Annotated in this window: 23 protein-coding genes, 1 tRNA gene and 1 pseudogene; 11 read left to right on the top strand and 14 right to left on the bottom strand. The window is 70.2% G+C overall.

Annotated features, from left to right (window positions below):
• Window positions 1–217, bottom strand: a 217-nt coding sequence (locus R6V09_RS17360) for a hypothetical protein (RefSeq protein ID WP_317882317.1), incomplete at its 3' end; no start/stop codon positions are given.
• A 304-nt stretch (window positions 218–521) separates the two neighbouring features.
• Between R6V09_RS17360 and R6V09_RS17355 the strand changes: the two genes are divergently transcribed.
• Both R6V09_RS17355 and R6V09_RS17350 read left to right on the top strand, forming a co-directional pair.
• Window positions 522–1,307 carry a hypothetical protein gene (locus tag R6V09_RS17355; RefSeq protein ID WP_317882316.1) on the top strand — a complete coding sequence of 262 codons (786 nt, stop codon included), beginning with the start codon at window positions 522–524 and terminating at the stop codon, window positions 1,305–1,307.
• A gap of 264 nt (window positions 1,308–1,571) precedes the next feature.
• On the top strand, window positions 1,572–2,306 hold the full coding sequence (locus R6V09_RS17350; RefSeq protein ID WP_317882315.1) for a DUF899 domain-containing protein: 735 nt from the start codon (window positions 1,572–1,574) through the stop codon (window positions 2,304–2,306).
• A 137-nt stretch (window positions 2,307–2,443) separates the two neighbouring features.
• Here the strand turns inward: R6V09_RS17350 and R6V09_RS17345 are convergent, their stop codons facing one another.
• The gene (locus R6V09_RS17345; RefSeq protein ID WP_317882314.1) at window positions 2,444–3,097 is read right to left on the bottom strand and encodes a DUF1326 domain-containing protein; all 654 of its coding nucleotides are present in this window, start codon (window positions 3,095–3,097) and stop codon (window positions 2,444–2,446) included.
• A 352-nt stretch (window positions 3,098–3,449) separates the two neighbouring features.
• Here R6V09_RS17345 and R6V09_RS17340 point away from each other — a divergent pair, with 352 nt between their 5' ends.
• Complete coding sequence (locus tag R6V09_RS17340) at window positions 3,450–4,283, top strand: DUF2182 domain-containing protein (RefSeq protein WP_317882313.1); 834 nt, start codon at window positions 3,450–3,452, stop codon at window positions 4,281–4,283.
• A 260-nt stretch (window positions 4,284–4,543) separates the two neighbouring features.
• Here R6V09_RS17340 and R6V09_RS17335 read toward each other — a convergent pair whose 3' ends face one another.
• Both R6V09_RS17335 and R6V09_RS17330 read right to left on the bottom strand, forming a co-directional pair.
• Window positions 4,544–5,167: a DUF1326 domain-containing protein gene (locus R6V09_RS17335; protein WP_317882312.1), complete on the bottom strand. Its 624-nt coding sequence runs from the start codon at window positions 5,165–5,167 to the stop codon at window positions 4,544–4,546.
• A gap of 371 nt (window positions 5,168–5,538) precedes the next feature.
• On the bottom strand, window positions 5,539–6,174 hold the full coding sequence (locus R6V09_RS17330) for a TetR/AcrR family transcriptional regulator (RefSeq protein ID WP_317882311.1): 636 nt from the start codon (window positions 6,172–6,174) through the stop codon (window positions 5,539–5,541).
• A gap of 115 nt (window positions 6,175–6,289) precedes the next feature.
• On the opposite strand from R6V09_RS17330, the gene R6V09_RS17325 reads away from it, so the two are divergent.
• Entirely contained in the window at window positions 6,290–7,024 is a 735-nt protein-coding gene (locus R6V09_RS17325; RefSeq protein WP_317882310.1) for an SDR family NAD(P)-dependent oxidoreductase, read from the top strand.
• Between the two features lie 592 nt (window positions 7,025–7,616).
• Here R6V09_RS17325 and R6V09_RS17320 read toward each other — a convergent pair.
• Window positions 7,617–8,285, bottom strand: a complete 669-nt coding sequence (locus R6V09_RS17320; protein WP_317882309.1) for a winged helix-turn-helix transcriptional regulator — start codon at window positions 8,283–8,285, stop codon at window positions 7,617–7,619.
• A gap of 81 nt (window positions 8,286–8,366) precedes the next feature.
• On the opposite strand from R6V09_RS17320, the gene R6V09_RS17315 reads away from it, so the two are divergent.
• Window positions 8,367–9,953, top strand: a complete 1,587-nt coding sequence (locus R6V09_RS17315; RefSeq protein WP_317882308.1) for an MFS transporter — start codon at window positions 8,367–8,369, stop codon at window positions 9,951–9,953.
• Window positions 9,950–10,741: a class I SAM-dependent methyltransferase gene (locus R6V09_RS17310; RefSeq protein WP_317882307.1), complete on the top strand. Its 792-nt coding sequence runs from the start codon at window positions 9,950–9,952 to the stop codon at window positions 10,739–10,741. The genes R6V09_RS17315 and R6V09_RS17310 overlap by 4 nt, the downstream gene beginning before the upstream one ends.
• A 382-nt stretch (window positions 10,742–11,123) precedes the next feature.
• Here the strand turns inward: R6V09_RS17310 and R6V09_RS17305 are convergent, their stop codons facing one another.
• Entirely contained in the window at window positions 11,124–11,855 is a 732-nt protein-coding gene (locus tag R6V09_RS17305; protein WP_317882306.1) for a flavodoxin family protein, read from the bottom strand.
• Between the two features lie 158 nt (window positions 11,856–12,013).
• Here R6V09_RS17305 and R6V09_RS17300 point away from each other — a divergent pair, with 158 nt between their 5' ends.
• The 3 genes from R6V09_RS17300 to R6V09_RS17290 all read left to right on the top strand — a co-directional run bounded on the left by R6V09_RS17300 (window position 12,014) and on the right by R6V09_RS17290 (window position 13,288).
• On the top strand, window positions 12,014–12,505 hold the full coding sequence (locus R6V09_RS17300) for an SRPBCC family protein (RefSeq protein WP_317882305.1): 492 nt from the start codon (window positions 12,014–12,016) through the stop codon (window positions 12,503–12,505).
• Window positions 12,505–12,834, top strand: coding sequence for a TfoX/Sxy family protein (locus tag R6V09_RS17295; RefSeq protein ID WP_317882304.1), 330 nt, complete (start codon window positions 12,505–12,507; stop codon window positions 12,832–12,834). The genes R6V09_RS17300 and R6V09_RS17295 overlap by 1 nt, the downstream gene beginning before the upstream one ends.
• A 139-nt stretch (window positions 12,835–12,973) precedes the next feature.
• Complete coding sequence (locus R6V09_RS17290) at window positions 12,974–13,288, top strand: hypothetical protein (RefSeq protein ID WP_317882303.1); 315 nt, start codon at window positions 12,974–12,976, stop codon at window positions 13,286–13,288.
• A gap of 90 nt (window positions 13,289–13,378) precedes the next feature.
• Here the strand turns inward: R6V09_RS17290 and R6V09_RS17285 are convergent, their stop codons facing one another.
• The 5 genes from R6V09_RS17285 to R6V09_RS17265 all read right to left on the bottom strand — a co-directional run bounded on the left by R6V09_RS17285 (window position 13,379) and on the right by R6V09_RS17265 (window position 17,074).
• Window positions 13,379–13,630: a hypothetical protein gene (locus R6V09_RS17285; protein WP_317882302.1), complete on the bottom strand. Its 252-nt coding sequence runs from the start codon at window positions 13,628–13,630 to the stop codon at window positions 13,379–13,381.
• Window positions 13,631–13,678: 48 nt separating this feature from the next.
• A tRNA-Pro gene (locus R6V09_RS17280) sits at window positions 13,679–13,752 on the bottom strand.
• A gap of 60 nt (window positions 13,753–13,812) precedes the next feature.
• Window positions 13,813–14,727, bottom strand: coding sequence for a YceI family protein (locus tag R6V09_RS17275; protein WP_317882301.1), 915 nt, complete (start codon window positions 14,725–14,727; stop codon window positions 13,813–13,815).
• Between the two features lie 92 nt (window positions 14,728–14,819).
• Window positions 14,820–15,584 (bottom strand): NUDIX hydrolase, encoded by a 765-nt coding sequence (locus R6V09_RS17270; RefSeq protein ID WP_317882300.1) that lies wholly within the window; start codon window positions 15,582–15,584, stop codon window positions 14,820–14,822.
• 26 nt (window positions 15,585–15,610) lie between these two features.
• Complete coding sequence (locus R6V09_RS17265; RefSeq protein ID WP_317882299.1) at window positions 15,611–17,074, bottom strand: MFS transporter; 1,464 nt, start codon at window positions 17,072–17,074, stop codon at window positions 15,611–15,613.
• 144 nt (window positions 17,075–17,218) lie between these two features.
• Here R6V09_RS17265 and R6V09_RS17260 point away from each other — a divergent pair, with 144 nt between their 5' ends.
• Entirely contained in the window at window positions 17,219–17,797 is a 579-nt protein-coding gene (locus R6V09_RS17260) for a TetR/AcrR family transcriptional regulator (protein WP_317882298.1), read from the top strand.
• Here the strand turns inward: R6V09_RS17260 and R6V09_RS17255 are convergent, their stop codons facing one another.
• From R6V09_RS17255 to R6V09_RS17245, 3 genes are read right to left on the bottom strand one after another with little or no spacing between them, the layout of a single operon-like run.
• Complete coding sequence (locus tag R6V09_RS17255) at window positions 17,798–18,868, bottom strand: maleylacetate reductase (RefSeq protein ID WP_317882297.1); 1,071 nt, start codon at window positions 18,866–18,868, stop codon at window positions 17,798–17,800.
• On the bottom strand, window positions 18,865–19,722 hold the full coding sequence (locus R6V09_RS17250) for an intradiol ring-cleavage dioxygenase (RefSeq protein ID WP_317882296.1): 858 nt from the start codon (window positions 19,720–19,722) through the stop codon (window positions 18,865–18,867). Before R6V09_RS17250 ends, R6V09_RS17255 begins: the two co-directional genes overlap by 4 nt.
• Window positions 19,723–19,763: 41 nt before the next feature.
• A complete protein-coding gene (locus tag R6V09_RS17245; RefSeq protein ID WP_317882295.1) occupies window positions 19,764–21,509 on the bottom strand; it encodes an FAD-dependent oxidoreductase in 1,746 nt (581 codons plus the stop codon).
• A gap of 161 nt (window positions 21,510–21,670) precedes the next feature.
• Here R6V09_RS17245 and R6V09_RS17240 point away from each other — a divergent pair.
• Window positions 21,671–22,178, top strand: a pseudogene (locus tag R6V09_RS17240) (regulator); the annotation flags it as partial.

The raw sequence follows: 22,178 nt of genomic DNA, 5'->3' as shown, positions 1-22,178 counted from the left end.
CGGAGGTCTCGGTCGCCGGGGGCCGGGTGGCGAAGGCGTGGCCCCACAGGACGGCCAGCGAGCCCAGCACCGCTCCGAGCGCGGAGGCCGGCGACCAGCGGATCGCGGGATCATTCAGCAGCGATGGCAACACGATGGCCCCGCACAGCCATGCCGGGACGGCGAAGGCCGCGGCCGTCGCCGTCCCCGCCACTGCCCACCTGACGTCCCGTCCCATTTCGTCCCCACCCGCGCTGAATGTCCGCATCTGCTACCACGATGGCAGCAACCCCCCAGTCCTGACCCGCCCTTGCACGCACAGAGCGCACCAGCCCACGCGTACGGCGATACGGCCTCTTGCAGCCACCGGTAGTCGGGTGGGTTGACCTTGGCCAGTTCCGTGTCGACCTCGTCGTTGATCGTGCCTGTCCCGTCCGGGCCGAGTCGGCAGCTGGTGGGACGCTGACCAGTGAGATTGCCAGGTGGGTTGAGAATGACGCCGGGCGCTGTTCTCAGACGAGTTGGCTCTCATGGAAGGGGGTGTGCTCGGGGCCTCCTCCCCGGAACGCCGGATACTCGTTCCGTCGCTTGTCAGTGAGGACATGCAGAATGCGTCCATGAGTCACGACTACCGGCCCGGTGACGTGCTGTTGCTGGAGTGCCCTTTCACGGAGACCGCCGTCACCGGGGTCACCCCTTACTACGTCTCTGTGCGGTGGCCGTGGTTGGAGGTGGACCCGCAGGCCGAGAACATGAGGTGGAACAGCCAGACAGCCCTTCCAACGCCCGCAGCCCGCGATTGGGACATCTTCCGAACACAACCAACGGAGACCGCACTGAAGCCGGGCGATACCTGCCTGGTGGGAATCCCCGCGACCATGGTGCACGTCCAGTCGGTCCACCGCTTCGATCCGCCATTGATCACTGGCATGCTGCCGCGGCCCGCGTCCTACGTCGCGGTTCTGCGGCAGGGGGAAACCCACGACCCCGACCTTGAGGACCAGGGCTACACGATTGATCCGGCCGGCGGTGAACCCATACGCATAGAGCTGTTCTTCCGTCCGTACGCCTTCCTCGAACCGGGTGATGAGGTTGCCGACCGGAACGGGCGCGCCTGGCGGTTCGATGCGGCCTGGGACTGGCACCCCTTCGACGGTGAGCGGTCGGGCACTCCAACCTGGCCACTGGCGCTGCTCTCCCGCCATGGCGAGCCGACACCGAAGGAAGCCGCAGCGGTCGCCCAGGCGACGGCGGTCGGCAGCCACGCGGGCGAACGGGAGCGGTGGAGCGGACTCACTCGCGCACGACCAGCCGCCCATCAGCAGTAGTCCCGCCGGGCCGAACAAGATCAGGTGACAGGCGCTGACAGCAGCCAAGATCGCCCGGACAGAGGATTGAGTCTTTGCTGCCTGCCAACGGCAGGCCCGGTGGGCAGTGGGCGGATCATCGGAAAGTGGTCAACGTGGTCCTGTGGGCGAGGGTCCCCAGCTTGGTCGCGAAGGCCCGCCTACGCGCGCGTACGGTGGACGTAGGGGCCGGACGGATACGCCGGCACAGGCACGGTGATCCGTTCCGCTCAGGAGGGAGAGACCATGCCTGAGCACAGGATCGGAACCCGGAAGGATTTCGAGGCAGCCCGCGAGGAATTGCTGGCGCAGGAGAAGGAACTCACCCGACGCGGCGACGAGCTCGCCCGGAAGCGGCGGGAGCTCCCCTGGGTGCCGGTCGAGAAGGACTACCGCTTCGAGACCGGGGGCGGGACCAAGTCGCTCGCGGACCTCTTCGACGGATGCTCCCAGCTGCTCGTCTACCACTTCATGTTCGGCCCGCCGTACGAGGCCGGATGCACGGTCTGCTCCTCGATCGCGGACACCCTTTCCCCCAACGTGATCCACCTCAGGGCCCGCGATGTGACGCTGATCTGCTCCTCGCGGGCGCCGCTCGACAAGCTCCTTTCCTACCGGGAGCGGATGGGCTGGAGCTTCGACTGGGTCTCCGTCGGCGGCAGCGACTTCCACCGCGACCTCGGTTTCCAGTACACCGAGGAAGAGCTGAGGCCGTTCCTCGAAGGCGACGTCCCGCCGACGGTGAGTCAGATGGCGCAGCTGTCCGGCACGGACGTGCGTGGCTACGTCACCGAGGGGCCCGGGATGAGCGCCTACGCGCTCCTCGACGGCACCGTCTACCGAACGTATGTCACCACCGCGCGCGGCCTTGAGGCTGCCATGGCCTACTACGGGCTTCTCGACCGTGCGCCGCTTGGCCGCCACGAGGAGGGCGAGCAGACCCACTGGCTGCGCCGCCACGACGAGTACGGCAAGACCTGAGGGGCCGTCCGTCCCCGACCCGCACACGGGGATCCATGTTCCGCCTCCGCACAACCGCGCCTGGGCTCGGCTCCAGCGCACTCCCGAGTGACAACCGCGGAGAGGTGGGAAAGGTAGGCGAAGAGCAGGGCGCTCAGTCAGTCGGGGCCGCTCCAGTCGAACGGGAAATGCTTGCTGGATTTGCCACTGCGGTCCCAGCTGAAGCCGAACGCGTCGGCCCGGTCCGTGGTCGCGCGACCCCATGTGGCAACCTGGCCCGGACCGACCTCGGCGCCGCCAGGGTTGTGGACCTGCACCCGCGCGCCGACGGGCGTGGTGGGACCGCCGAGGGCCTCGACGAGGGCGGTGACGCGGCCGGGGACCTCGACGCTCCACGCCCCCAGGTCGTCGGCGATCTCCACGATGATGGGGGCGACTTCCATGCCACGGACGTCGAAGGAGGCGAGTTCGTTGAACTGCTTCGGCCAGCCTCCCGCCTCCCCGCTGAAGATCGTGCCGAGAGCGGCGCGCTGCTGATCGTCGGCGCGCGCGTCCACGAAAAAGGCGGCAGCCGTCTCCGTCGCGGCGCCGCCCCAGATGTTGCCGGTGAAAGTCCCGAGCATCAGGAAGTTCAGCCCGTCGAGCCGGACGTCCCCGTACCGGCCCTCGCGTATGTGCCAGACGAGTACCCCGTCGCAGTCGCCTTCGGTCGGGGGCTGGGCGAAGGTGCAGGGGCAGGGTATGGCGCACTTGCAGGTGTCGAACCAGTCGCCGACCAGGTGCCAGGCCGGGCTGGTAGTTGCTTCGGTCATCTCGCTGACCTCCTCTTCCCCCCTCCCCCCGTTACCGCAGGGTCGTGGGAGCGAGGCTGTCCCGCACGGAGCCCCCGCCACGACGGCGGAGCGGCCTCGTCTCCAGCATGCGCCTCCCCGGCGCGGAAGCCCCAGTCCTGCGCAGGGCCACCGCACTGCACACCGCCCGCAGCGGGGAGCAGGCACACGTCCTGAGCCCGCCCTGCCCCACCGACGAGAGCCGCTTACCTGCCCTCCGCTTTTGAGCCTTGCGATTCTGTGCTGTGCTGGGGTTGTCCCGCCGTTTCGCAGCCCTGCCGCTGCGCGGGGCCGCTGCGCCGATCGGGCAGTGGGCGACCTTGGGAGGCGTGCCATGCCCCATCTCCGGTTCGCCCCACCGGTGCCCACCCGGCCGGGAGTGCTGCTGCCGAGACGTGATCTGGCCCTCGGCTGGGTTCTCCTAGTGCTGATCGCCGCTCTGGCCTGGGTACTCACGATCGCCCAGTCCCGCGACATGGGGATGGAGCCGGGCACCATGGGGCTGGCGCTCCCGCTCTTCCTGCTCCTGTGGGTGGTGATGATGGCGGCGATGATGCTGCCGTCGCTGGCGCCGGTCGCCCTCACCTGGGTCCGGGCCATCAACCGGAGCACCGCAGGCCGCGTCCGGGCGCTGCGCATCACTGAGTTCGTCGGCGGCTATCTGCTCTCCTGGGCCGGGTTCGGGTTGCTCGTGTACGGGGGCCTGGCGGCGACCGGGCACCTGGTCGACAGCCACCCCGACACGGGCCGCTGGATCGGCGCGACAGCGTTCCTGCTCGCGGGCGTACAGCAGTTCGGGCCCCTGAAACGGGTCTGTCTACGGCACTGCCGCAACCCCATGTTCCAACTGCTGCGCTACGCACACTTCCGGCCGTGGGCCAGGGACCTGCGGGTGGGCGCGCACCACGGGCTGTACTGCGTCGGCTGCTGCTGGGGCCTGATGATCGTCCTGATCCCGCTCGGCGTCATGAACGTGGCGGCGATGGCCGGACTGGCGGCTGTGATCTTCCTGGAGAAGCTGTGGCGCGGGGGTCCCTGGCTCAGCTGGGCGGTGGGCGCCGCCTTCCTCGTGCTCGCCGTATTGGCCCCGTTCCAGGACTGGCTGCTGCCGGGTCTGCAGATGTCCGGTCCGTCGATGGACCGGATGGCGGCGGGCCCGGCACGGTGAGCGGTCGCGGAACGGCTCGACGTTGTTCACGGCCTCGCGTACGGCGGTGGCCTCACCGCCGGCCGACCCCGCCAGGATCGCGGATCCCTGGCTGACCAGGGACAACACGGTGCCGGCCGACAGGGCGATCGGCATCCATCGGGTCGGCGACGCACGGAAGAACCCGGTCGGCTCCAGCCGTGGTCACCCCGTCACGGGCGGAGCCTTTGCCGCCCTCCTCCCGCGCGGGGCACGCTCCGGGATCTTCGTCCGTGCACGCACTATCCGCGACCGGTGGGCGCGCCCTCCGGCTGCTCGCTGGAGAAGACGTACTCGGCCTGCTCGCCGTACACGGGCTCGTAGGACAGGCCGAACGCCTGCGAGCTGCCGGTGGTGGTGCCGATCGTGAACTCCGGCGCGAATCCGAACATCGCGTTCTTCACCGTCGTAGGACCGCCGTCGGGCCCGCGCAGCGGTTCGAAAGCGAGCTGCGTCCTGCCGTCGACGCTCAAGTGCGATTTCTCCCCGTCGGTCAGCGAGATGCTCGCCCGTTCCACGCCGAGGAACTCGCCGAAGAACTGGGAGAGTTCACCTAACGCCCCGCCCTCATGCCCGGACACGATGCGTTCGAGGGCCTCGGACTGCTGGTCGCCAGCGTCGTCGTCGATGACGATGACGACCTTCCAGTCGCCGGCGGTCAGATGGGAGGGGAAGTGGTTGTACAGGGCGAAGTCGACGCCCGACAGGTCGACCTCGTCCAGGTGGCCCTCGGCCACATGGAAGACGGCGCACCCGAGGCATTCCTCGCGCCCCTGGGGGTCGTGCGGCATCGCGTCGACCGCGCATCCGCAGACCAGCGCGCATGAGCAACTGGCCAGGTAGTTGCCCGAGATGCTCCATGTCATGACTGCTCCTGAAGCAGGGAGTGCGACCGTCGTCCGACGGTGCGGACGGCGCCGGCATCAGAAGCGGACCGGTGGGGAACGCGCGGCCCGCGCAGAACGAACACCGCGCGCCCCGGCCCCGAGCCCGACTCCTCCGACGGCGGTGCGCGGTGCCTCGCCGCTCACGGCCGGGATCCCTGCTGGTGCGACGGGTGCTTCCATCGCCGACTCGATCCGCGGGGTCCGCGGACGACTCTTCCGCCCCGTGAGCCCCTTCTGTTTCCAGCGTAGGTCGCCCGCGGAGGGTGTACAGGTCACACCCATGGGCTGCCCCCGCGCCGCCGACCGCACGTGGCTCGCCGCCGTGGCCGTCGGCCGTGCGATCGAACCGCTCAGGGGCGCCCGTTGAGTGTCGTACGCGATTCGATGTGGTCGAGCATCGCGTCCAGCGCCACCTCCAACGGCCTGACCTCACGCTGGATTTGGGTGAGCAGGAGGCCGCCCTGGAGCGCGGCCAGGGTGGCGAGGGCGAGGTCGTCCGGGTCGCCGTCGAGTTCACCGCGCGCGTGCATGGCCCGCAGGCCGTCGCGGATCGCCGTCTCCCAGCGCAGGAACCCGGAAGCCACCGCGAGCCGCGCCTCGGGGTTCGTCTCCGCCACCTCGCTGCCCAGCGAACCGATCGGGCAGCCGCCGCGGCACTGCAGCCGACGCTGGTATTCCACCAGGGCGTCCCGCCAGCGCCGTAGGCCGGCCATGGAGTCGAGGCCGGCGAACAGCGACTGCTGCATGTCCAGCACGGCCTCGGTCTGGTACTCGATCACGGCCAGCAGCAGCGCCTGTTTGTCGGCGAAGTAGTGGTAGATCTGCGAGCCGCTCACCCCGGCGGCGGCGCGGACGTCCTCCAGTGTCGCTTCTGTCACGCCCCGCTCGTACATGAGCTGGGCGGCCGCGGCCACGATGCGATGCCGGGTCTCCTGCCCCTTGCGGGTCAGCTTCTTCTCCGCCGGGCGGCGTGTCTCGGTGCTCACGGTCGTCCACGTTAGCAGATTCTGGATTGGACAACCCATTTTTTCGGCGCCAGAGTGGGTCAGGCAGCCCATTCTGGTCGCGCGGATCGCGGCCGTACTCCCGGAAGGACCCAGCATGGAACTCTCCGACAAGGTCGCCCTGATCACCGGCTCGACCGGCGGCATCGGTGCCGAGACAGCCCGGTTGATGGCCGCGGCCGGCGCGGAGGTCGTCGTCTCCGGCCGCGATGCCGGGCGCGGAGCCGCGACGGTGCGGTCGATCACGGACGCCGGCGGGCGGGCGCGCTTCGTCGCGGCCGACCTCACCGACCCGACCGCGATACGCCACCTCGCCGAGGAGGCCGGCGACGTCGACGTCCTGGTCAACAACGCCGCGATCTTCCCCGGGGCACCCACCGTGGACCAGGACCCCGGCACGCTCGATGAGGCCCTCGCCGCCAACGTCCGCGCCCCGTACCTCCTCACCGCGGCCCTGGTGCCCGCCATGATCGCCAAGGGCTCCGGCAGCATCGTCAACGTCAGCACCATGGCCGCCCGGATCGGCATGCCCGGTCTGTCCGTCTACAGCGCCACCAAGGCCGCGTTGGAGTCGCTGACCCGTACCTGGGCCGCCGAGTTCAGCCCGGCCGGTGTCCGCGTGAACACCGTCGCGCCCGGCCCGACCAGGACCGACATGGTGCTCGCCACGGTCGGCGAGGAAGGCGCCGAACGGTTCGCCAAGACCACCGTGCTCGGCCGGCTCGCGAACCCGCGCGAGATCGCCGAGGTGATCCTCTTCCTCGCCTCGGACCGCGCGAGCTACCTCACCGGCGCGACCATCGCGGCGGACGCCGGCCGGACCGCCGTGTAGGCCGTACAGCGGATGCCGCCCGGACCGCCGGCCGGCGGATCCCGGTGAAGGCCACAGCGGGCGACAGCACCTTGGAGCTGTGGAGCCCACCCGCGTAGTCGGCGATGGTGGCGTATCCGTGGCCGTGCAGGGAAGCGTCCGGTCGACGCGCCGCGCGTCGACCGGATCGGACGGTCATACAGCAGGGCGCCGCCCCCACGAGAGCGCGAGTCAAGGGCGGCGGTCACAGCCCTGCGCGGGAGCGCCGGTCAAGGCCGGCAGGGCAAGGAGATCGGCCATTGCGTCCAGGGCAAGCTGCCCCGCTCCCGTGCCGTGCCGCGGGCCATGTACAGCAGCACATCTCGCAGTACCTGGTGATGGCGGTCCAGGACGGCCTGGACCTCCGGATCGTCGTTCTCCGCCCTGACAGACGCGTTGGAGACCACGCAACCCCCACGGGCGACGGGCAACATTGGCACCGAGCGCTGCTCCAGGTAGCGGCGCAGCAGAAGCAGCAAGAATCTGATGGAAGTGCCCCGGAGTGGCGTTGGTCGTGGCGCCGGCTCCGGGCATCGTCGTGCGCGATCGCGGACCGACCGGCCGGCGTCGCTGCTCATGGACGGGCCTCGTCCTGAGTGGGTGCCCGGTCCTGGGCGACTGGGCGGAGACGGGTGAGCAGGTCGCGTCGGCCACGGGCGGACAAGCCGATCTGGCCGGCGCGTTCGAGATCGATCATGCCGCTGAGCAGTCCCAGGACGGCACGGGGCGGCCCGTCCAGGACGAGGTCCGGTTCGGTGGCGCGGCCGAGCCGGGTGTGGATGCCACCGTCTCGCAGCTCGATGACGGCCAGCTCGTCGGACGCGATGAGTTGAATCACCGCGGGCGGGGCGTCGGGGTCGGCGTCGCTGGTGAACCAGGCCGGGGCGTAGGCCAGCCACTGTGCCTGGAACGCGTCGTCCGGCCGTTCGACGGTCATGAACCGCAGACCCCACAGCCCGAGCGCCTTCAGCACCGGCTCCAGCTCCAGACCGGCCTCGCTCAGGGTGTAGAGGACGGTGGCGACCGGCGGCGGCGCGTCCTCGCGCGTAATCAGTCCGGCGGCCTCAAGTTCCTTGAGGCGGGTCGACAGCAGGTTCGCCGCGACGCCCGGCAGCCCGTTCTTCAGGTCCGTGAACCGGCACGGGCCCCGCAGCAGCAGCTCCCGGACGATCAGCAGTGTCCAGCGGTCGCCCACGACGTCGAGGGCCCGGGCGATCGAACAGTACTGGCCATAGCTCCGCATGCGGCAAGCCTAGGCCGTCGGTGGTTTATTTTCCAAATCAGTCAGTAGAAAAACTCAACCACTCGTGCTTAATCTTCCACCATGACTCGTGCACCGTCGAAACCACTTGTGCTCGTCGCGCTGCTTATGGCCTCGTTCGTGATCAACCTCGACACCACTCTGGTCAACGTGGCCCTGCCGACCCTGACGCGTGAACTGGGCACCTCCACCGCGCAGTTGCAATGGGTGGTGGATGCCTACAACCTCGTGTTCGCCGCCCTGCTGATGACCTCGGGGAGCCTGTCCGACCGCTTCGGTCGCAAGGGAATGCTCATGGCCGGTCTGCTGGTGTTCGGCGTGGCCAGCTTCGTCGGGGGGTACGCGGGCACCCCGGCGGAGCTGATCGCGGCCCGAGCCGTGATGGGTCTGGGGGCCGCGATGACCTTCCCGGCCACGCTCTCCCTGCTCACCGGCGTCTTCACCAGCCGCAAGGAGCGGGCGTTGTCCATCGGCCTGTGGGGCGCAACGGCCGGTATGGCCATCGCGCTGGGGCCGATAGCGGGCGGCTTCCTGCTGGAGCACTACAGCTGGTCGAGCATCTTCTACGCTCTCGGTCCGGTGTCTCTGGCCGTCATCGCCCTGGTGGCATGGTTCGTCCCCAGGTCGCGGAACCCCCTCCCGCACCGCCTGGACTTCCTGGGCCTGGTGCTGTCCGGCGGTTTCATGGGGCTGCTCGTGTACACCGTCATCGAGGCCCCGGACCGTGGCTGGGCGTCGGCGGCGTCGCTCGCCGGCTTCGCCGGTGCCGTGCTCCTGCTGATCGCGTTCATCGTCGGCGAGCGCCGCGCCGACGAGCCGATGCTCAACGTGCGGCTCTTCAGCGACATGCGCTTCAGCGCCGCCAGCGCCTCGGTCACGATCGCGTTCTTCACCCTGTTCGGGTTCATCTTCCTGATGACGCAGTTCTTCCAGTTCGTCCGGACGTACAGCCCGCTGTCCACCGGCGTCCACCTGCTGCCGGTCGCGGTCTCCGTGGCCGTCGGATCGACCCTCGGGACGCGGCTCGCGGTCCGCGCCGGCACCAAGGCGATCGTCACCGCCGGGCTGGCCCTCCAGGCGATCTTCTACTTCTGGGTCGCAGGCGACATCTCCCCCACCCTCAGCTACGGGATCATCGCCGTCCAGATGGTCGTCTACGGCCTCGGCATGGGTCTGACCTCCGCGCCGGCGACCGAGTCCATCATGGGTGCGGTCCCCGCCGACCAGGCCGGCGTGGGATCCGCCGTCAACGACTCCACCCGCCTGCTCGGCGGAACCCTCGGGGTCGCGGTCATCGGCAGCGTGTACGCCTCGCTGTACGACGCGCGGCTCGACACCGCGCTCCCCGCGGGACTGCCGCCCGCACTGAGGGACCTCGCCCATCAGTCCGTCGGGGCGGCGTTCGGCGTCTCCGGCCGGCTCGCAGCCCACGGTCAGACCGCCACGGCCGAAGCCGTACGTCAGGCCGCGACCGGTGCCTTCGACCACGGTCTCAGCGTCGGATGCGTCGTCGCCGGAGTCGTCGCGCTCGCCGGTGCGCTGCTCGCCGCCGTCTTCCTGCCCGCTCAGCCCCCGCAGCAACTCGCCCCGCAACACCAGCCGGTCGAGCCGACCGACACCACCAGCAACCGAAAGGACCCGGTGCCATGACCTACGGAGAAACCGCCGTCGACCAGACCATCGACCGACTCCTGAGCGACCATCGCGATCTCGACGCCGCGGCCGACGGGGCCCTGGACAACCTCGACCAGTTCCACATCGGCGGCGCCGACGCGGTCGAACTGCTCATCCCCACCCTCGCCCTGAACCAGGGTGACGTCGTCCTGGACGTCGGCTCCGGATTCGGCGGACCCGCGCGCCAGATCGCCCGCCGCACCGGCAACCACGTCGTCGGCCTCGACATCACCCCGGCCTACGTCGACGCCGCACGCGACCTCACCGCCCGGGCCGGACTCGGCGACCTCGTCCACTTCCACGCCGGGGACATCGCCGGTCTCCGGCCGGATCCGGCCTTCGACGCTGCGCTCACCATGCACGTCCAGATGAACGTGCGGGACAAGACCACCTGGTTCCGTCACATCGCCGAACGCCTCGCCCCCGGCGCGCACCTGGCCGTCTGGGAGGTCTGCCAACCACACCAGGCCGACCTGCCCTGGCCCATGCCCTGGTCGCTCGACGGCACCGACAGCTTCGTCGTGTCCGCCGAAACACTGCTCGCCTGCGTCAAGGGCGCGGGATTCGCCGCAGTCGAATGGACGAACGAATCGGCATGGGTCAAGGACTGGGTCGACAGGACCTTCGCGAACGGCCTGCCCGCCGGACCCGCACTGCCGATGCTCCTCGACGACGGCTATACCCGCGTCATCAACTACGTCACCGCGCTCGCGGACGGCTCCCTCGAAGTCTGGCACGGCTCTTTCACCAAGGACGCCGGCTGACTACCTAGGGGGGATACAAGGAACGCCCCGATCGGGCCGTGCCACGAGAAAGCTCGCACGGGTTGGGTAAGTTGTGCGGCTGCTGAACTGAGCCCGTTCGATCTGTCGCAGCCCGCCTTGTCCGGCGTCTCCGGCACACATTCCGGCGAGTTGTAGTCAGAACTCGCCGAACCGTGGGAAGCGGCCGACCCGTCCGCGTCGTTCCCGCAGTTCGAACTCCCGCGGCGCGGCGAGCCACTGGGAGCACTGCCCAGGACACCGATGCAGCGCGGCGAACGCACCAGGCGGCCGGCGCCCGCCGCACGGTTCTCACCTGCGGGGGCGGAACGTCCGCTCACCATGACCGCGTGACCGCGATGAACATCCTGCCGCGGCGCACGCCTCAGCGGTAGTCGGGGTTGGCCGCGTCGAGGCGGCAGCCGGCGTCCCATTCGGAGCGCTGGTTGCCGTGCGCCGGAATGCCCTTGGCGCGCTTGAGCATCGCCGCCATGTGCATCAGGTTCCAAGCCATGAACGTGGTGTTGCGGTTGGTGAAGTCGTTCTCCGGCCCGCCCGAACCGGGGTCGAGGTAGGAGGGTCCGGGTCCCGCCGGACCGATCCAGCCGGCGTCGGCCTGCGGCGGGATGGTGTAGCCGAGGTGCTGGAGGCTGTAGAGGATGTTCATCGCGCAGTGCTTCACGCCGTCCTCGTTGCCGGTGATCAGACAGCCGCCGACGCGCCCGTAATAGGCGTACTGGCCCTGGGAGTTGAGCAGCCCCGAGCCTCCGTAGAGCCGCTCGACGACCTTCTTCATGACCGAGCTGTTGTCGCCCAGCCAGATCGGCCCGGCCAGCACCAGGATGTCGGCGGCCATCACCTGCTCGTACAACGCCGGCCACTCGTCCCTCGCGAAGCCGTGCTCGGTCATGTCGGGGTAGACACCGGGGGCGAGTTCGTGGTCGACGGCCCGGATCTCGGAGGTGGTGACCCCTCGCGCCATCATGATCGCCGAGCTCTTGTCGATCAGCCCCTGGGTGTGGCTGACCTCCGGGGAAGGCTTGAGCGTGCAGTTGATGAACAGGGCGGTGAGGTCGTCGAAGCGGTACGCGTCGTCGGCGGGGTTCTCGGCGGTCACAGCGGGCTCCTTCGCACGGGACAGGGGGCCGCCCCGGAGCGGGACGTGTCCAGCCGCAGCCTCTCGCGTGGATCTCTGTTTGTCGCGCTTTGTCCGCCACTCGTCACCGTTCCGACCGATGTCGCGCACGCTCCCGCACTCGCTGGGATCCTGGGCCCATGGCGATGGACGTGACGGTGCGGCGCGTGATTCCGCTGCCGCCCGAACAGGTGACTGCATACGCCATGGACCGGCGTCACGACACCTGGGGGCACTCCCATGCCCGTTCAGGGCCATGGGGGAGGACCCAGGGCATCCGCAGGGCGGAGCTGACCCAGGAGGCGGACGGCGGCGGGTCCCGGGTGGGCGCCGAGGTCACCCGCAGGGCGCGCTTCCTCGGCCGGAGCATCGACTACGTGCTGCGCGTAATCGCGTACGAGCAGCCCCGGCTCCTGGACATGACCGCTTCGGCCGCCCCCATGCCCATGCACGTCACCTACGCCTTCGAGGCCCGCCCGCACGGCACCCTGGCCGCCGTCCGGGTGCGCGGCGGCCCACGCGGTCTCCTTCGGGTGGCGGCGCGCCTGATGTCCCGTCAGGTCCGCTCCAGTCCTGCCAAGGACCTGCGCGGCCTCGAACAACGGCTCACCGACCGGGAAGGCGGCACGTGATGGCGTACGACGAAGGGCTGGCCGAGCGGATCCGGGAGCGGCTCGGAGCGGATCCCGATATCACGGAGAAGAGGATGTTCGGCGGCATCGCCTTCCTCCGCAGCGGGAACATGGCCGTCGGCGTGACCGGAGACGATCTCATGGTCCGGGTCGGCCCCGACGCCACGGACGCGGCGCTTGCCCGGCCGGGTACGCGCATCTTCGACATGACGGGCCACCCGATGCGCGGCTGGATCGTGGTCGCGGGCTCCGCCATCGCCGAGGACGAGGCGCTCGGCGAGTGGATCGACGAGGGCCGCGCCTTCGCGGCGAGCCTGCCACCCAAGTAGCGGGCCCGCTGCCGCAGGGATCCTTCTCCCGGCCGGGTCCGGGTCTGCGGGCGCCCGGCCACGGAGTTCTCATGGCCGTCCGGTACACGGGCGGTCCCGGAGCCTGCCGCGTAGTGTGGATGACGAGGAGATGAGGGTCATGACCGGGCAGGTATTGACCGAGGTCAGCGCCGTCGTGGCGGCCGAGCGTGAGGCCGATCTCGTCGCGGCCTACCGCGAGCTCGTCGCCCGCCCCTTCCCCGATGGCCCGGTGCGAAGCGAATTGCTGAGCGGACAGGACGGGCACTGGCGGATTCAGACGCTGTGGCAAGACCGTGCAGCCCTCGACGCCATGCGCGCCGCCTACCCGGGCGGCCCGCCGGCACCCCGACTCTTCCGAGAAGTCGGCGCCGCCCCCGCGCTCGCACTGCTCGACGTCAAGGTCCACAGCGTCGCGCCAGGCGAACCGAGCTGATCCGACGCTGCGCCCGGTCGGAGGTGGCGCTTGGACAGATACGACCACCCTTGGTCATCAGACGGCAGTCGGTATTCGCGGGGCCGACGGTCAGCGCGGCAGAGCTTCCTGGCCTCGGTCCGGGAGGAATCCGGGACGGGTGCGGCTCTCTTGAGCCCGGCCGATGTCGGTCGGATCCTCGGCCGCGTCGACGGCCTGCGGGTCCGGCGAACACTCCCCCAGGTAGCGGCCCAACTGGGCAGCCACCAGCAGATAGCTGTAGCGGGTGGTCTCCGGATAGTTCCCCGCCCGCAACGAGCGGTCCCAGTCCCGCAGAAACCCCGAAGATCGGAAACGACCCATACGAAAAGGGCCCCCACAGGCTCTCGCCCGCGAAGACCCTTCGCACCGTCGGGACGACAGGATTTGAACCTGCGACCCCTTGACCCCCAGTCAAGTGCGCTACCAAGCTGCGCCACGTCCCGGTCGCGCCGCACCCGGTCGGTCGGGTGAACGCGCAGGTAGACCTTACCGCATGTGCAGGGTCACTTCGGCGGTGTCGGGGTGTCGTGGGTGCGGTACATCGCCTGGATGTCCAGCTCCAGTTGGACGGTGGGGCCGACGACGGCGATGCCCCGGGCGAGCATGCTGCGCCAGTTCAACGTGTAGTCCTCGCGGTGCAGTTCGGCTGTGGCTAGGGCCGCGCAGCGGAGTTCCTCCGCGTAGCCGCCGTTGACCGTGCCGAGGTAGGTGGTGTCCAGGTTCACCGAGCGGCTCACGCCGTGCATCGTCAGCGAACCCTGCAACGTCCACTTGCTGCCACCGCGGTACGCGAACCGGGTGCTGGTGAAGTCGATGTAGGGGTAGCGCTCCACGTCGAGGAAGTCGCCGGAGCGCAGGTGGTTGTCCCGTGTCGTGTTGCCGGTGGTGATGCTGGACGCGTCGATGCGGACGTGGACCTTGGAGTCGGCCACGTCCTGGGCGATCTGGATGCCGCCCTGAAAACGCTCGAACCGGCCGTGCACATGGGCCATGCCGACGTGTTTGGCGATGAAGCGGATCGCGGTGTGCGGCGGGTCGAAGAGCCAGGTGCCGGGCGGCGGGAGTTCCTGGGCGCGGCCGGGCTGGAGCCATACGCGTTCGGCGGGCGCCGCGGTTCCGGCGGTGATCTCCACCGTCTCCTGGTGCGGCTGGAGTCCCTGGGCCGAGACGAGGAGGCCGTAGCGCCCGGGCGGCAGCGCGGCGAGGAAGAAGCCGTACGGGTCGGTCGTACCGGAGGCGGCGACGCGGTGCGAGTCCAGGGCCGTCACCGTGACCTCGGCGGACGCCATGGGCGCGCCCATCGGGTCGACGATCTCACGGGCGAGGCCGCCCGCGCCGGGCGGGAGGGGGAGCGAGAGGCCCGCCGCCGTGGCGGAGGCGCCTTGGGGCAGCCAGCGCCTGAGCAGTGCGAGGGCCATGGTGATCACCTTTCTTCACAGCAGTCGTACCAGCCTGCGGCGCCGGACGACACGTCCCCGATCGTGGGCGCTCCGGGGACGGAACGGGTGTCTCATATCGAGACACCCGTTCCGCCGCGCTCCGCGTAGCGGCGGACAATTGGTTCCAGATAGTCCGCGTGCGGGCCCGCCAGGTCCGGGAGTTGGGCCGTGGAGCCGATCAGGGCGATGCGGTTCAGTTCCGGTTCGCGGCCCTGCGCCGTCTCCGCCGCCACCGCCGCCTCGAATCGCTCGCGCAGGTGCGCCGCCGGGAGGGACGGGGCGCGGAACAGGACGCCGACGCTGCCGTTTCCGGCGCGGGTGACGTTCCAGTAGGTGAGGTCTTCGGGCGGGGTGTCGATGCCGGCCTCTTCGGCCAACTCCCGTGCGGCGTGGCGGCGCAGGGCCGCCAGATCGAGGGGGTCGTCTCCGTCCGGCGGTTCGATGGATCCGCCAGGCAGCTGCCAACGCCCCGGCGCCGCCGTGGAGTTCGACATGCGCCCCACCAACAGCCGCCCGTCGTCGGCCGGTTGGAGAACAGAGGCGAAGAGGGACGGCATCGACGAAGCATGGCCCGGGACGCGTCGCAGGGCGAAATGGCGGTACGTCGTCCTGACCCAGGACACGACCAGGTCGCAGGGGCCCTCCCGTACCGTGCCCGCGCACACCACGACCGGCCCGTCGAAGAAGCTCGGGTTGACGCGCACCAGTTCGTCCCAGACCCGGTTCATGGCGAGCCGCTCCTCGGGGGTGAGCCGAGGAGCGGCGGTTTCGACAAGCCTGAGCCGGTGGACGTCCAGGAGTTCGGCGCCGGGGCGCCGCGCGCTCTGTTCGATCATCGGCTCATGCTGGCACACCGGGCGGGTCAGTTCAGGGCGCCGGGAGCCATCACCGACGCTTCCTCCTCCGCCTTCAGGAGCGCCGACTCGGAGCCGCCGACGGTCTTTCCTCCGCTACGGCCCGACCGCCGCGCCGGCACCATGAGCGCGGCCAGTGAGGCGCCGAGCAGCAGCACCGCCAGCAGGGCGAACCCGTGCGTGTACCCGGAGCCGTAGGGCAGGCCGGATGCCTGGAGGTGGCCGGTGACCAGGACGCTGGTCACCGCGGCGCCGATGGAGCCGCCGATGGTGCGGATGTTGGCGTTCATGCCGGTCGCGGCGCCGGTCTGCTCGGGCGGGACGCTGCCGACGATGAGGTTGGCCATGGAGGCGAAGGCGAGTCCGATGCCGAGGCCGAAGATGCCCGCGACGAGGGCGATCTGCCACTGCTGGTCGTGCCAGAGGGCGAGGATCCCGCAGGCGACCGCGCCGAGTGCGGCACCGGTGGTGAGCAGCGCCTTGGCGCCGACGACGGGCTCCAGCCGGCCGCTGAGCACACCGGAGACGAACATCGCGACCAGCATCGGCAGCATGAGGAGTCCGGACGCGGTCACGCTGGCGCCGAAGCCGTAGCCGGCGGACGCGGGGGTCTGGACGAAGCCGGGCAGGAAGGACCAGATCGAGTACATGCCCGCGCCGAAGAGCAGCGCGGCGGTGTTGGTGGTCCACACGGACGGCAGTCGCATCACCTTGAGGTCGATGAGCGGGCTGCGGGAGCGGGCCTCGGCGTACAACCAGGCCGCGAAGAGTACGACGGCCGCGGCGAACAGGCCTACGACCCGGATGGAGCCCCAGCCCCACCGGCTGGCCTGGCTGAGCGGGAGCAACAGCGCCACCAGCCAGCCCGACAGGAGTACGGCGCCGGACCAGTTGACGCTTCCCTCGGCGCGGTTGGGCGACTCGGGGACGTAACGCAGGGCGATGAGGGTGGTGACGGCGACGATGCCGACGGGGAACCAGAACAGCCAGCGGTAGTCGAGCGCCGACACGATGGGACCGGCGGCCACCATGCCGACACCGCCGCCGGCGGCGATCACGGCCGACAAGTTGCTGATGCTGCCGGGGACTTGGGACGCGTCGAACTCGTCCCGGATGATGCCGAAGGAGAGCGGGAACAGCGCGCCGCCGATGCCCTGGACGACCCGGGCGATGATCAGTACGCCGATGTTGGGCGCGAGCGCGGCGATCAGACAGCCGGCCAGGACGGCCAGGAGGACGGCGACAAGGGTGCGTTTCTTGCCGACCAGGTCGCCGACGCGGCCGAGTATCGGGGTGAAGACCGAGGCGGACAGCAGATAGGCCGTCATCACCCAGGTCGCGGTGGACTGGGAGGTGTGCAGCGCGTGCTGGACGGTCGGCAGGGCCGGCGCGATCAGCGACTGCAGCATGGAGAAGACGCCCGCACCGGTCGCGAGGACCGCGAAGGTGAGGCGGGTGGACTTGCGGGGCATGGAGAGCCTCTCCGAAAACAAGCGAACGGGGTGCGGCCGCACGGATCCGCGGCTGACGCACCCACACTGCTAAAGTGGAGGTACCCCTCCACCATAACGGAGGCACCCCTCCGGTTCAACCCAGTCCGCCCCAGGGAGGCACCCGTGACGGCCCAGCCGTTCCCCGTCAGCGAGATCGTCGCCGCACAGCGCCCGCACCGTAAGGACGCGGCCCGCAACTACGACGCCCTGCTGGCCGCCGCCCGCGAGGCCTTCGCGGAACACGGTTCGGAGGCGTCGCTGGAGGACATCGCGCGCCGCGCGGGCGTCGGCATCGGCACCCTCTACCGCAACTTCCCGACCCGCCGGGCCCTCTTCGAGAGCGTCTACGCGGATGACGTGAACGCCCTGTGCCAGGCCGCTCTGGCCGTCGCCGACCAAGAGCCGTGGGAGGCACTGACCTCCTGGCTGAACCGTTTCGCGGGCTACATGGTGACCAAGCAGGCCGTGCGCGAGGCGCTGGACAACGACTCGGAGATCTTCGGAACCTGCCGCGAGTCGATGTTCTCCGCGGGCGGCCCGCTGTTCGAGCGCGCACAGAAGGCGGGCCTGGCCCGCACGGACATGGACTTCGGTGATCTGCTGCGCCTGGTGGCCGGGGTCACCGGCACGACGTTCGTGGACGACACCCAGCGCGACCGCGTCCTGGCCATCGCGCTGGACGGCGTCCGCACGAACCGCTGACTACGCGGGGGCCGTTCCCTCGAACGCCGTCCGCAGCAACGCGAGTACGCCCTCCTCGGTCACCGGCCGGGGATTGGCGTACGCCTGACTCACCGCCTGCGTGGCCGCCGTCGCCAAGTCGCCCTCCTTCAGGCCGAGTTCGGCGAGCGAGCGCGGTGCGCCGAGCCGCCCGGCCAGCTCCCACAGGGCTACCGGGGCATCCTCCGCATGCAGTGCGCGGGCCACGGCGGCCGCCGCCTCCGGTGCGGCGGGCGCGTTGTACGCCAGCGCGTACGGCAGCACCACCGTGTGCGTCTCGGCGTGCGGGAGGCCGAAGGTGCCGCCGAGGACGTGGCACAGCTTGTGGTGCAGGCCCATGGTGGTGGCACCGAGGCATGAGCCGCAAAGCCATGCCCCGTACAGGGCACACCCCCGGGCCTCCAACGACCGTGGCTCGGCGGCCAGTTCGGGCAGCGCACCCGCCAACGCCCGTACGCCTTCCTCCGCCATCAGCGCGATCAGCGGCGAGGTGTCCGGGGCGTACAGGGCTTCCACGGCGTGGGCGATCGCGTTGATGCCGCTGGTCACCGTGAGCGGGACGGGGAGACCGAGGGTGAGTTCCGGGTCGTAGACGACGCTGCGGGGCAGGACGGCGGGGTCGCGGCCGGTTCGTTTGGCGCCGTTCTCGGTGAGGCCCCAGACCGGAGTCATCTCGGAGCCGGAGTAGGTGGAGGGCACGGCGATCAACGGGAGGCCGGTGCGCAGGGCGATCGCCTTGCCGAGGCCGATCGACGAACCGCCGCCCACCGCGACGCAGCCGTCGGCGCCCAGCGTGCGCGCCAACTCGACCGCACGGTCGGCGACTTCGACCGGGACGTGCATCTTCGCCTCCGCGTGGACCCCGACGCACGCCTCCCCCAGCGAGTCGGCGACCGCCTGCGCGGTGTCGGCGCCCCGGGCACCCGAGAGCACCAACACCCGTCGCAGACCGAGCCGTTCGGCCTCGCCGGCGGTCGCGGTCAGCGCGGCGCCGGGGCGGAAGACGACCCGCATGGGCTGGGCGTCGTAGGCGAAGTCGAGGAAGTCCTTCACGCGTGGTCCAGTACGAGGTCGAAGCGGGCGTGGCGGAAGGGGTTCTCGATGCCGAACTCCCGTGCCAGGGAAGGGTCGTCGGTCGGGGTGAAGTCCTCGACGAGGCTCTGTTTGACGGCGAAGACGGCGTCGGAGTCGAGGTAGTCGCTGCCCGCGACGAAGATGTGGGTGGTGACGGGGGTGTGGCCGTCCGCCGAGGCGATGAAGTGGATGTGGGCGGGGCGGTAGGGGTGGCGGTTGGTGGCTTTGAGGAGTTCGCCGACCGGGCCGTCCGTGGGGATGGGGTACGGGCTCGGTACGCAGGTGCGGAACCAGAAGCGGCCCTCGGCGTCCGTGGTGAACAACCCCCGCCCGTTGCCCGGGGGTTGGAGATCCGGGCGCTGCACGTCGTAGAAGCCGTTGCCGTCGGCCTGCCACACGTCGAGGAGTGCGCCCGGCAGCGGAGTGCCGTCCCCGGAGACGATCCGGCCGCTGACCACGCACGGTTCACCGCCGCCCACCAGGTCGATGTTCGCGCCGAGTTCACGGACCGGCGACTCCGTCATGTGGAAAGGGCCGAGCACCGTCGACTCGGTGGAACCGGCGGCTCGGTCACCGTTGATCGTCTCCACCAGCATCGACAGACCGAGCACGTCCGACAGGAGGATGAACTCCTGCCGGGTGTCCGTGCACATCTTCCCGGTCTCCGTCAGGAAGCCGATCGCCCGCTCCCACTCCGCCTGGGTCAGGCGGGTCTCGCGCGCGAACGCGTGGAGGTGCCGGATCAGGCCGGTCAGCAGTTCACGCAGGCGGGGATCGGCCGTCCCCTCCAGACTGGCGACGGCCTCGTCCGTGACGGTGACGTCAGTGGTCATTGCGTCTCCCTACCCTCTGCGAAATGCCCCTGTGCGAAATGTCAGCCGTGCCCGAGGATGCGGCGCAACGCGTCCGTGAGCAACTGTTCGGCGTTCTCGGCCGTGTCGGCGTGGCGGAAAGCGACATAGCCGTCGGGGCGTACGAGGAGCGCGCCCGCGTCGGACACCTCGCTGAGGCGGGCCCAGTCACCGTACGGGTCGTCGTACTCCTGGCCGGGGCCGATCACGACCGTGGCGATGTCCAGGGGGTGTGCCTGCGCCGCGCGCACCCAGGCGTCGCCGCCGATGCCGGTGAGGAGGGTGAAGCGGCCCTTGCCGACCGTGTCGAGGGTCGAGACGGTGCGGGTGCCGGAGGTGATCCAGGCGTGCGGGAGCTTGGCGCCGGGGCGGGAGCTGGGCTGGTGGTACAGCTCGCGGTCGCGTTCGAAGCCGGGGTCGGGCGTGCCGTCGGGCACGACCGCGATCGAACTCTCCGCGGAATAGCGCTGGTTGAGGTCGACGCCGTGCGCGTTGAACTCGTAGACCTTGAAGGCGATCGCCTCGCGCAGGGCGGCCCGTTGCTTCTCCGCGGCCTCGGTGGCGTCCTTGCGGGCCTCGATGTTGGCCCACAACTGCTCGGGGGTCTGCGGGGAGAGGCCGTCCAGCGCCTCGAAGATCGGGGCGGTCTCACCGATGGACTTGTTGGCGCGGGTGACGATCTGCTTGCCGACGGGGGCGCGTTCGGCGTCGTAGGTGTCGAGGAGCTTCGGCGTGGCCGTGCCGTCGAGGACCAGCTTCAGCTTCCAGGCCAGGTTGTAGGCGTCCTGGATCGAGGTGTTGGAGCCGAGCCCGTTGGACGGCGGGTGGCGGTGCACGGCGTCGCCGGCGCACAGGACGCGGCCGTTGGCGTAGGTCTCGGCGTACATCTCGTTGACCGTCCACGCCGAGGACGACTTGATGGTGACCGGGAGGTCGTCGTCGCCGACCAACTGCCGTACGACGGACACCGCGTACTCCTCGGTGAGGTCGGGGGCGCCGGCGCTCACGTCGTAACCCCACACGATCAGCCACTCGTTCCAGGGCTTGACGCAGCGCACCAGGCCCGCGCCGATGCCGCCGACGGTGGCGCCTGGGGCGAGCACCCAGTAGAGGGTGGAGGGGCGGTGGGCGGTGTATTTCGTGAGGTCCGCGTCGAAGACGATGTTGATGCTGCCCGCGACGCCCATCTGGCCGCCCATCGACAGTCCGGCGTCCTCGGCGACCTGGGAACGGCCGCCGTCGGCGCCGATGAGGTACTTGGCGCGGATCTGGTACTCGTCGCCGCGCAGCCGGTCCTCGACGGTGACCGTGACGCCGTCCTCGTCCTGGACGAAGGACTTGTAGACCGTGCTGAAGCGGACGTTCGAGCCGCGCGCGAGCGCCGCGTCGATGAGCACCGGTTCCATCAGGTGCTGCGGCATGTCGCACATGCGGGTCGGGCTGGCCAGGTCGTGGGCGGCCTGCACGAGCGGGTCGTTGCCCCAGGAGCGGATCCGGCCGAGTTCCTCGCCGGCCATGCTGGTGCAGAACGTGGTGTTGCCCATCAGGTTCTGCGGGGTCGCCTTGGCCAGCACCTCGTCCTCGACACCGAGGTCGCGCAGGACCTCCATGGTGCGCTGGTTGGTGATGTGCGCGCGGGGCGTCCTGGTGAGGCGCGAGTAGCGGGTGACGACGATGTGGGGCACGCCGTAGGTGCTCAGCGCCAGCGCGGCACAGGCGCCGGCCGGGCCGCTGCCCACGATCAGTACGTCGGTCTCGACAACGTGCACGGCGGGACGCTCCAGGGGGTGAGGCAGGTTGAGACTGGGGTGAGAAAGGCACCGACTCTTCACGATCATCATGCGGCCCGGACACGCGCGGGTGTCTCATTACGAGACAGTTACAGCCCCGCGGCGGCTGCCGTCACGGGCCCGATACGGTGAGAGGCGTCATGACCATCGTCGAGCACTCCCCCGCCCTCGCCCCGCTGCGCCAGGCGCGCGAGCGGTTCCTCACCGGCCGCCCGCTGCCCGACGGCGTCCCGGACGAGGTCCTCGCCGCCTGGCGGCGCGCTCGCTTCTTCGGCGTACGGCACGATCTCGACGGTCCGCTCCACGATCCCGAACCGCCCGTCGAATCAGCCCTGTTGGAGGCGGCGCGGCCGGTCCTGGAGCGCATCGCGCCGGCCCTCGGCAGCCACTCGGCGCTGCTCCTCACCGACGAGCGCCTGCGGGTGGTGTGGACCGCGGGCGAGGTGCCCGGCGGTGACCGGTGCCGCGATCTGTCCGAGCGGGAGGTGGGCCACAACAGCGCGGCCCTCGCCCTGCGCACCCGGTGCCGGGCCGAGGTGCACGGCCCCGAGCACTTCCTCGACGTGTGGCAGGACGTGTCCGCGGTCAGCGTGCCGCTGCTCGCCCCGGAGACCGGACAGGCGCTCGGCACCGTCACCGTGGCGTCCG

It is taken from the genome of Streptomyces sp. W16 (assembly GCF_033194735.1).
Lineage (GTDB): Bacteria > Actinomycetota > Actinomycetes > Streptomycetales > Streptomycetaceae > Streptomyces.
The sequence above is the reverse complement of the archived record's forward strand: the minus strand, read 5'-3'. Positions and strand labels throughout refer to the sequence as shown.

Coding starts and splice junctions, on each gene's coding strand:
- R6V09_RS17265 (WP_317882299.1), bottom strand. CDS start 17,074: ATGCCCCGCAAGTCCACCCGCCTCACCTTCGCGGTCCTCGCGACCGGT.
- R6V09_RS17335 (WP_317882312.1), bottom strand. CDS start 5,167: ATGACATGGAGCATCTCGGGCAACTACCTGGCCAGTTGCTCATGCGCG.
- R6V09_RS17270 (WP_317882300.1), bottom strand. CDS start 15,584: ATGATCGAACAGAGCGCGCGGCGCCCCGGCGCCGAACTCCTGGACGTC.
- R6V09_RS17290 (WP_317882303.1), top strand. CDS start 12,974: ATGACCGGGCAGGTATTGACCGAGGTCAGCGCCGTCGTGGCGGCCGAG.
- R6V09_RS17350 (WP_317882315.1), top strand. CDS start 1,572: ATGCCTGAGCACAGGATCGGAACCCGGAAGGATTTCGAGGCAGCCCGC.
- R6V09_RS17320 (WP_317882309.1), bottom strand. CDS start 8,285: ATGCGGAGCTATGGCCAGTACTGTTCGATCGCCCGGGCCCTCGACGTC.
- R6V09_RS17315 (WP_317882308.1), top strand. CDS start 8,367: ATGACTCGTGCACCGTCGAAACCACTTGTGCTCGTCGCGCTGCTTATG.
- R6V09_RS17300 (WP_317882305.1), top strand. CDS start 12,014: ATGGCGATGGACGTGACGGTGCGGCGCGTGATTCCGCTGCCGCCCGAA.
- R6V09_RS17310 (WP_317882307.1), top strand. CDS start 9,950: ATGACCTACGGAGAAACCGCCGTCGACCAGACCATCGACCGACTCCTG.
- R6V09_RS17345 (WP_317882314.1), bottom strand. CDS start 3,097: ATGACCGAAGCAACTACCAGCCCGGCCTGGCACCTGGTCGGCGACTGG.
- R6V09_RS17285 (WP_317882302.1), bottom strand. CDS start 13,630: ATGGGTCGTTTCCGATCTTCGGGGTTTCTGCGGGACTGGGACCGCTCG.
- R6V09_RS17275 (WP_317882301.1), bottom strand. CDS start 14,727: ATGGCCCTCGCACTGCTCAGGCGCTGGCTGCCCCAAGGCGCCTCCGCC.
- R6V09_RS17295 (WP_317882304.1), top strand. CDS start 12,505: ATGGCGTACGACGAAGGGCTGGCCGAGCGGATCCGGGAGCGGCTCGGA.
- R6V09_RS17340 (WP_317882313.1), top strand. CDS start 3,450: ATGCCCCATCTCCGGTTCGCCCCACCGGTGCCCACCCGGCCGGGAGTG.
- R6V09_RS17325 (WP_317882310.1), top strand. CDS start 6,290: ATGGAACTCTCCGACAAGGTCGCCCTGATCACCGGCTCGACCGGCGGC.
- R6V09_RS17250 (WP_317882296.1), bottom strand. CDS start 19,722: ATGACCACTGACGTCACCGTCACGGACGAGGCCGTCGCCAGTCTGGAG.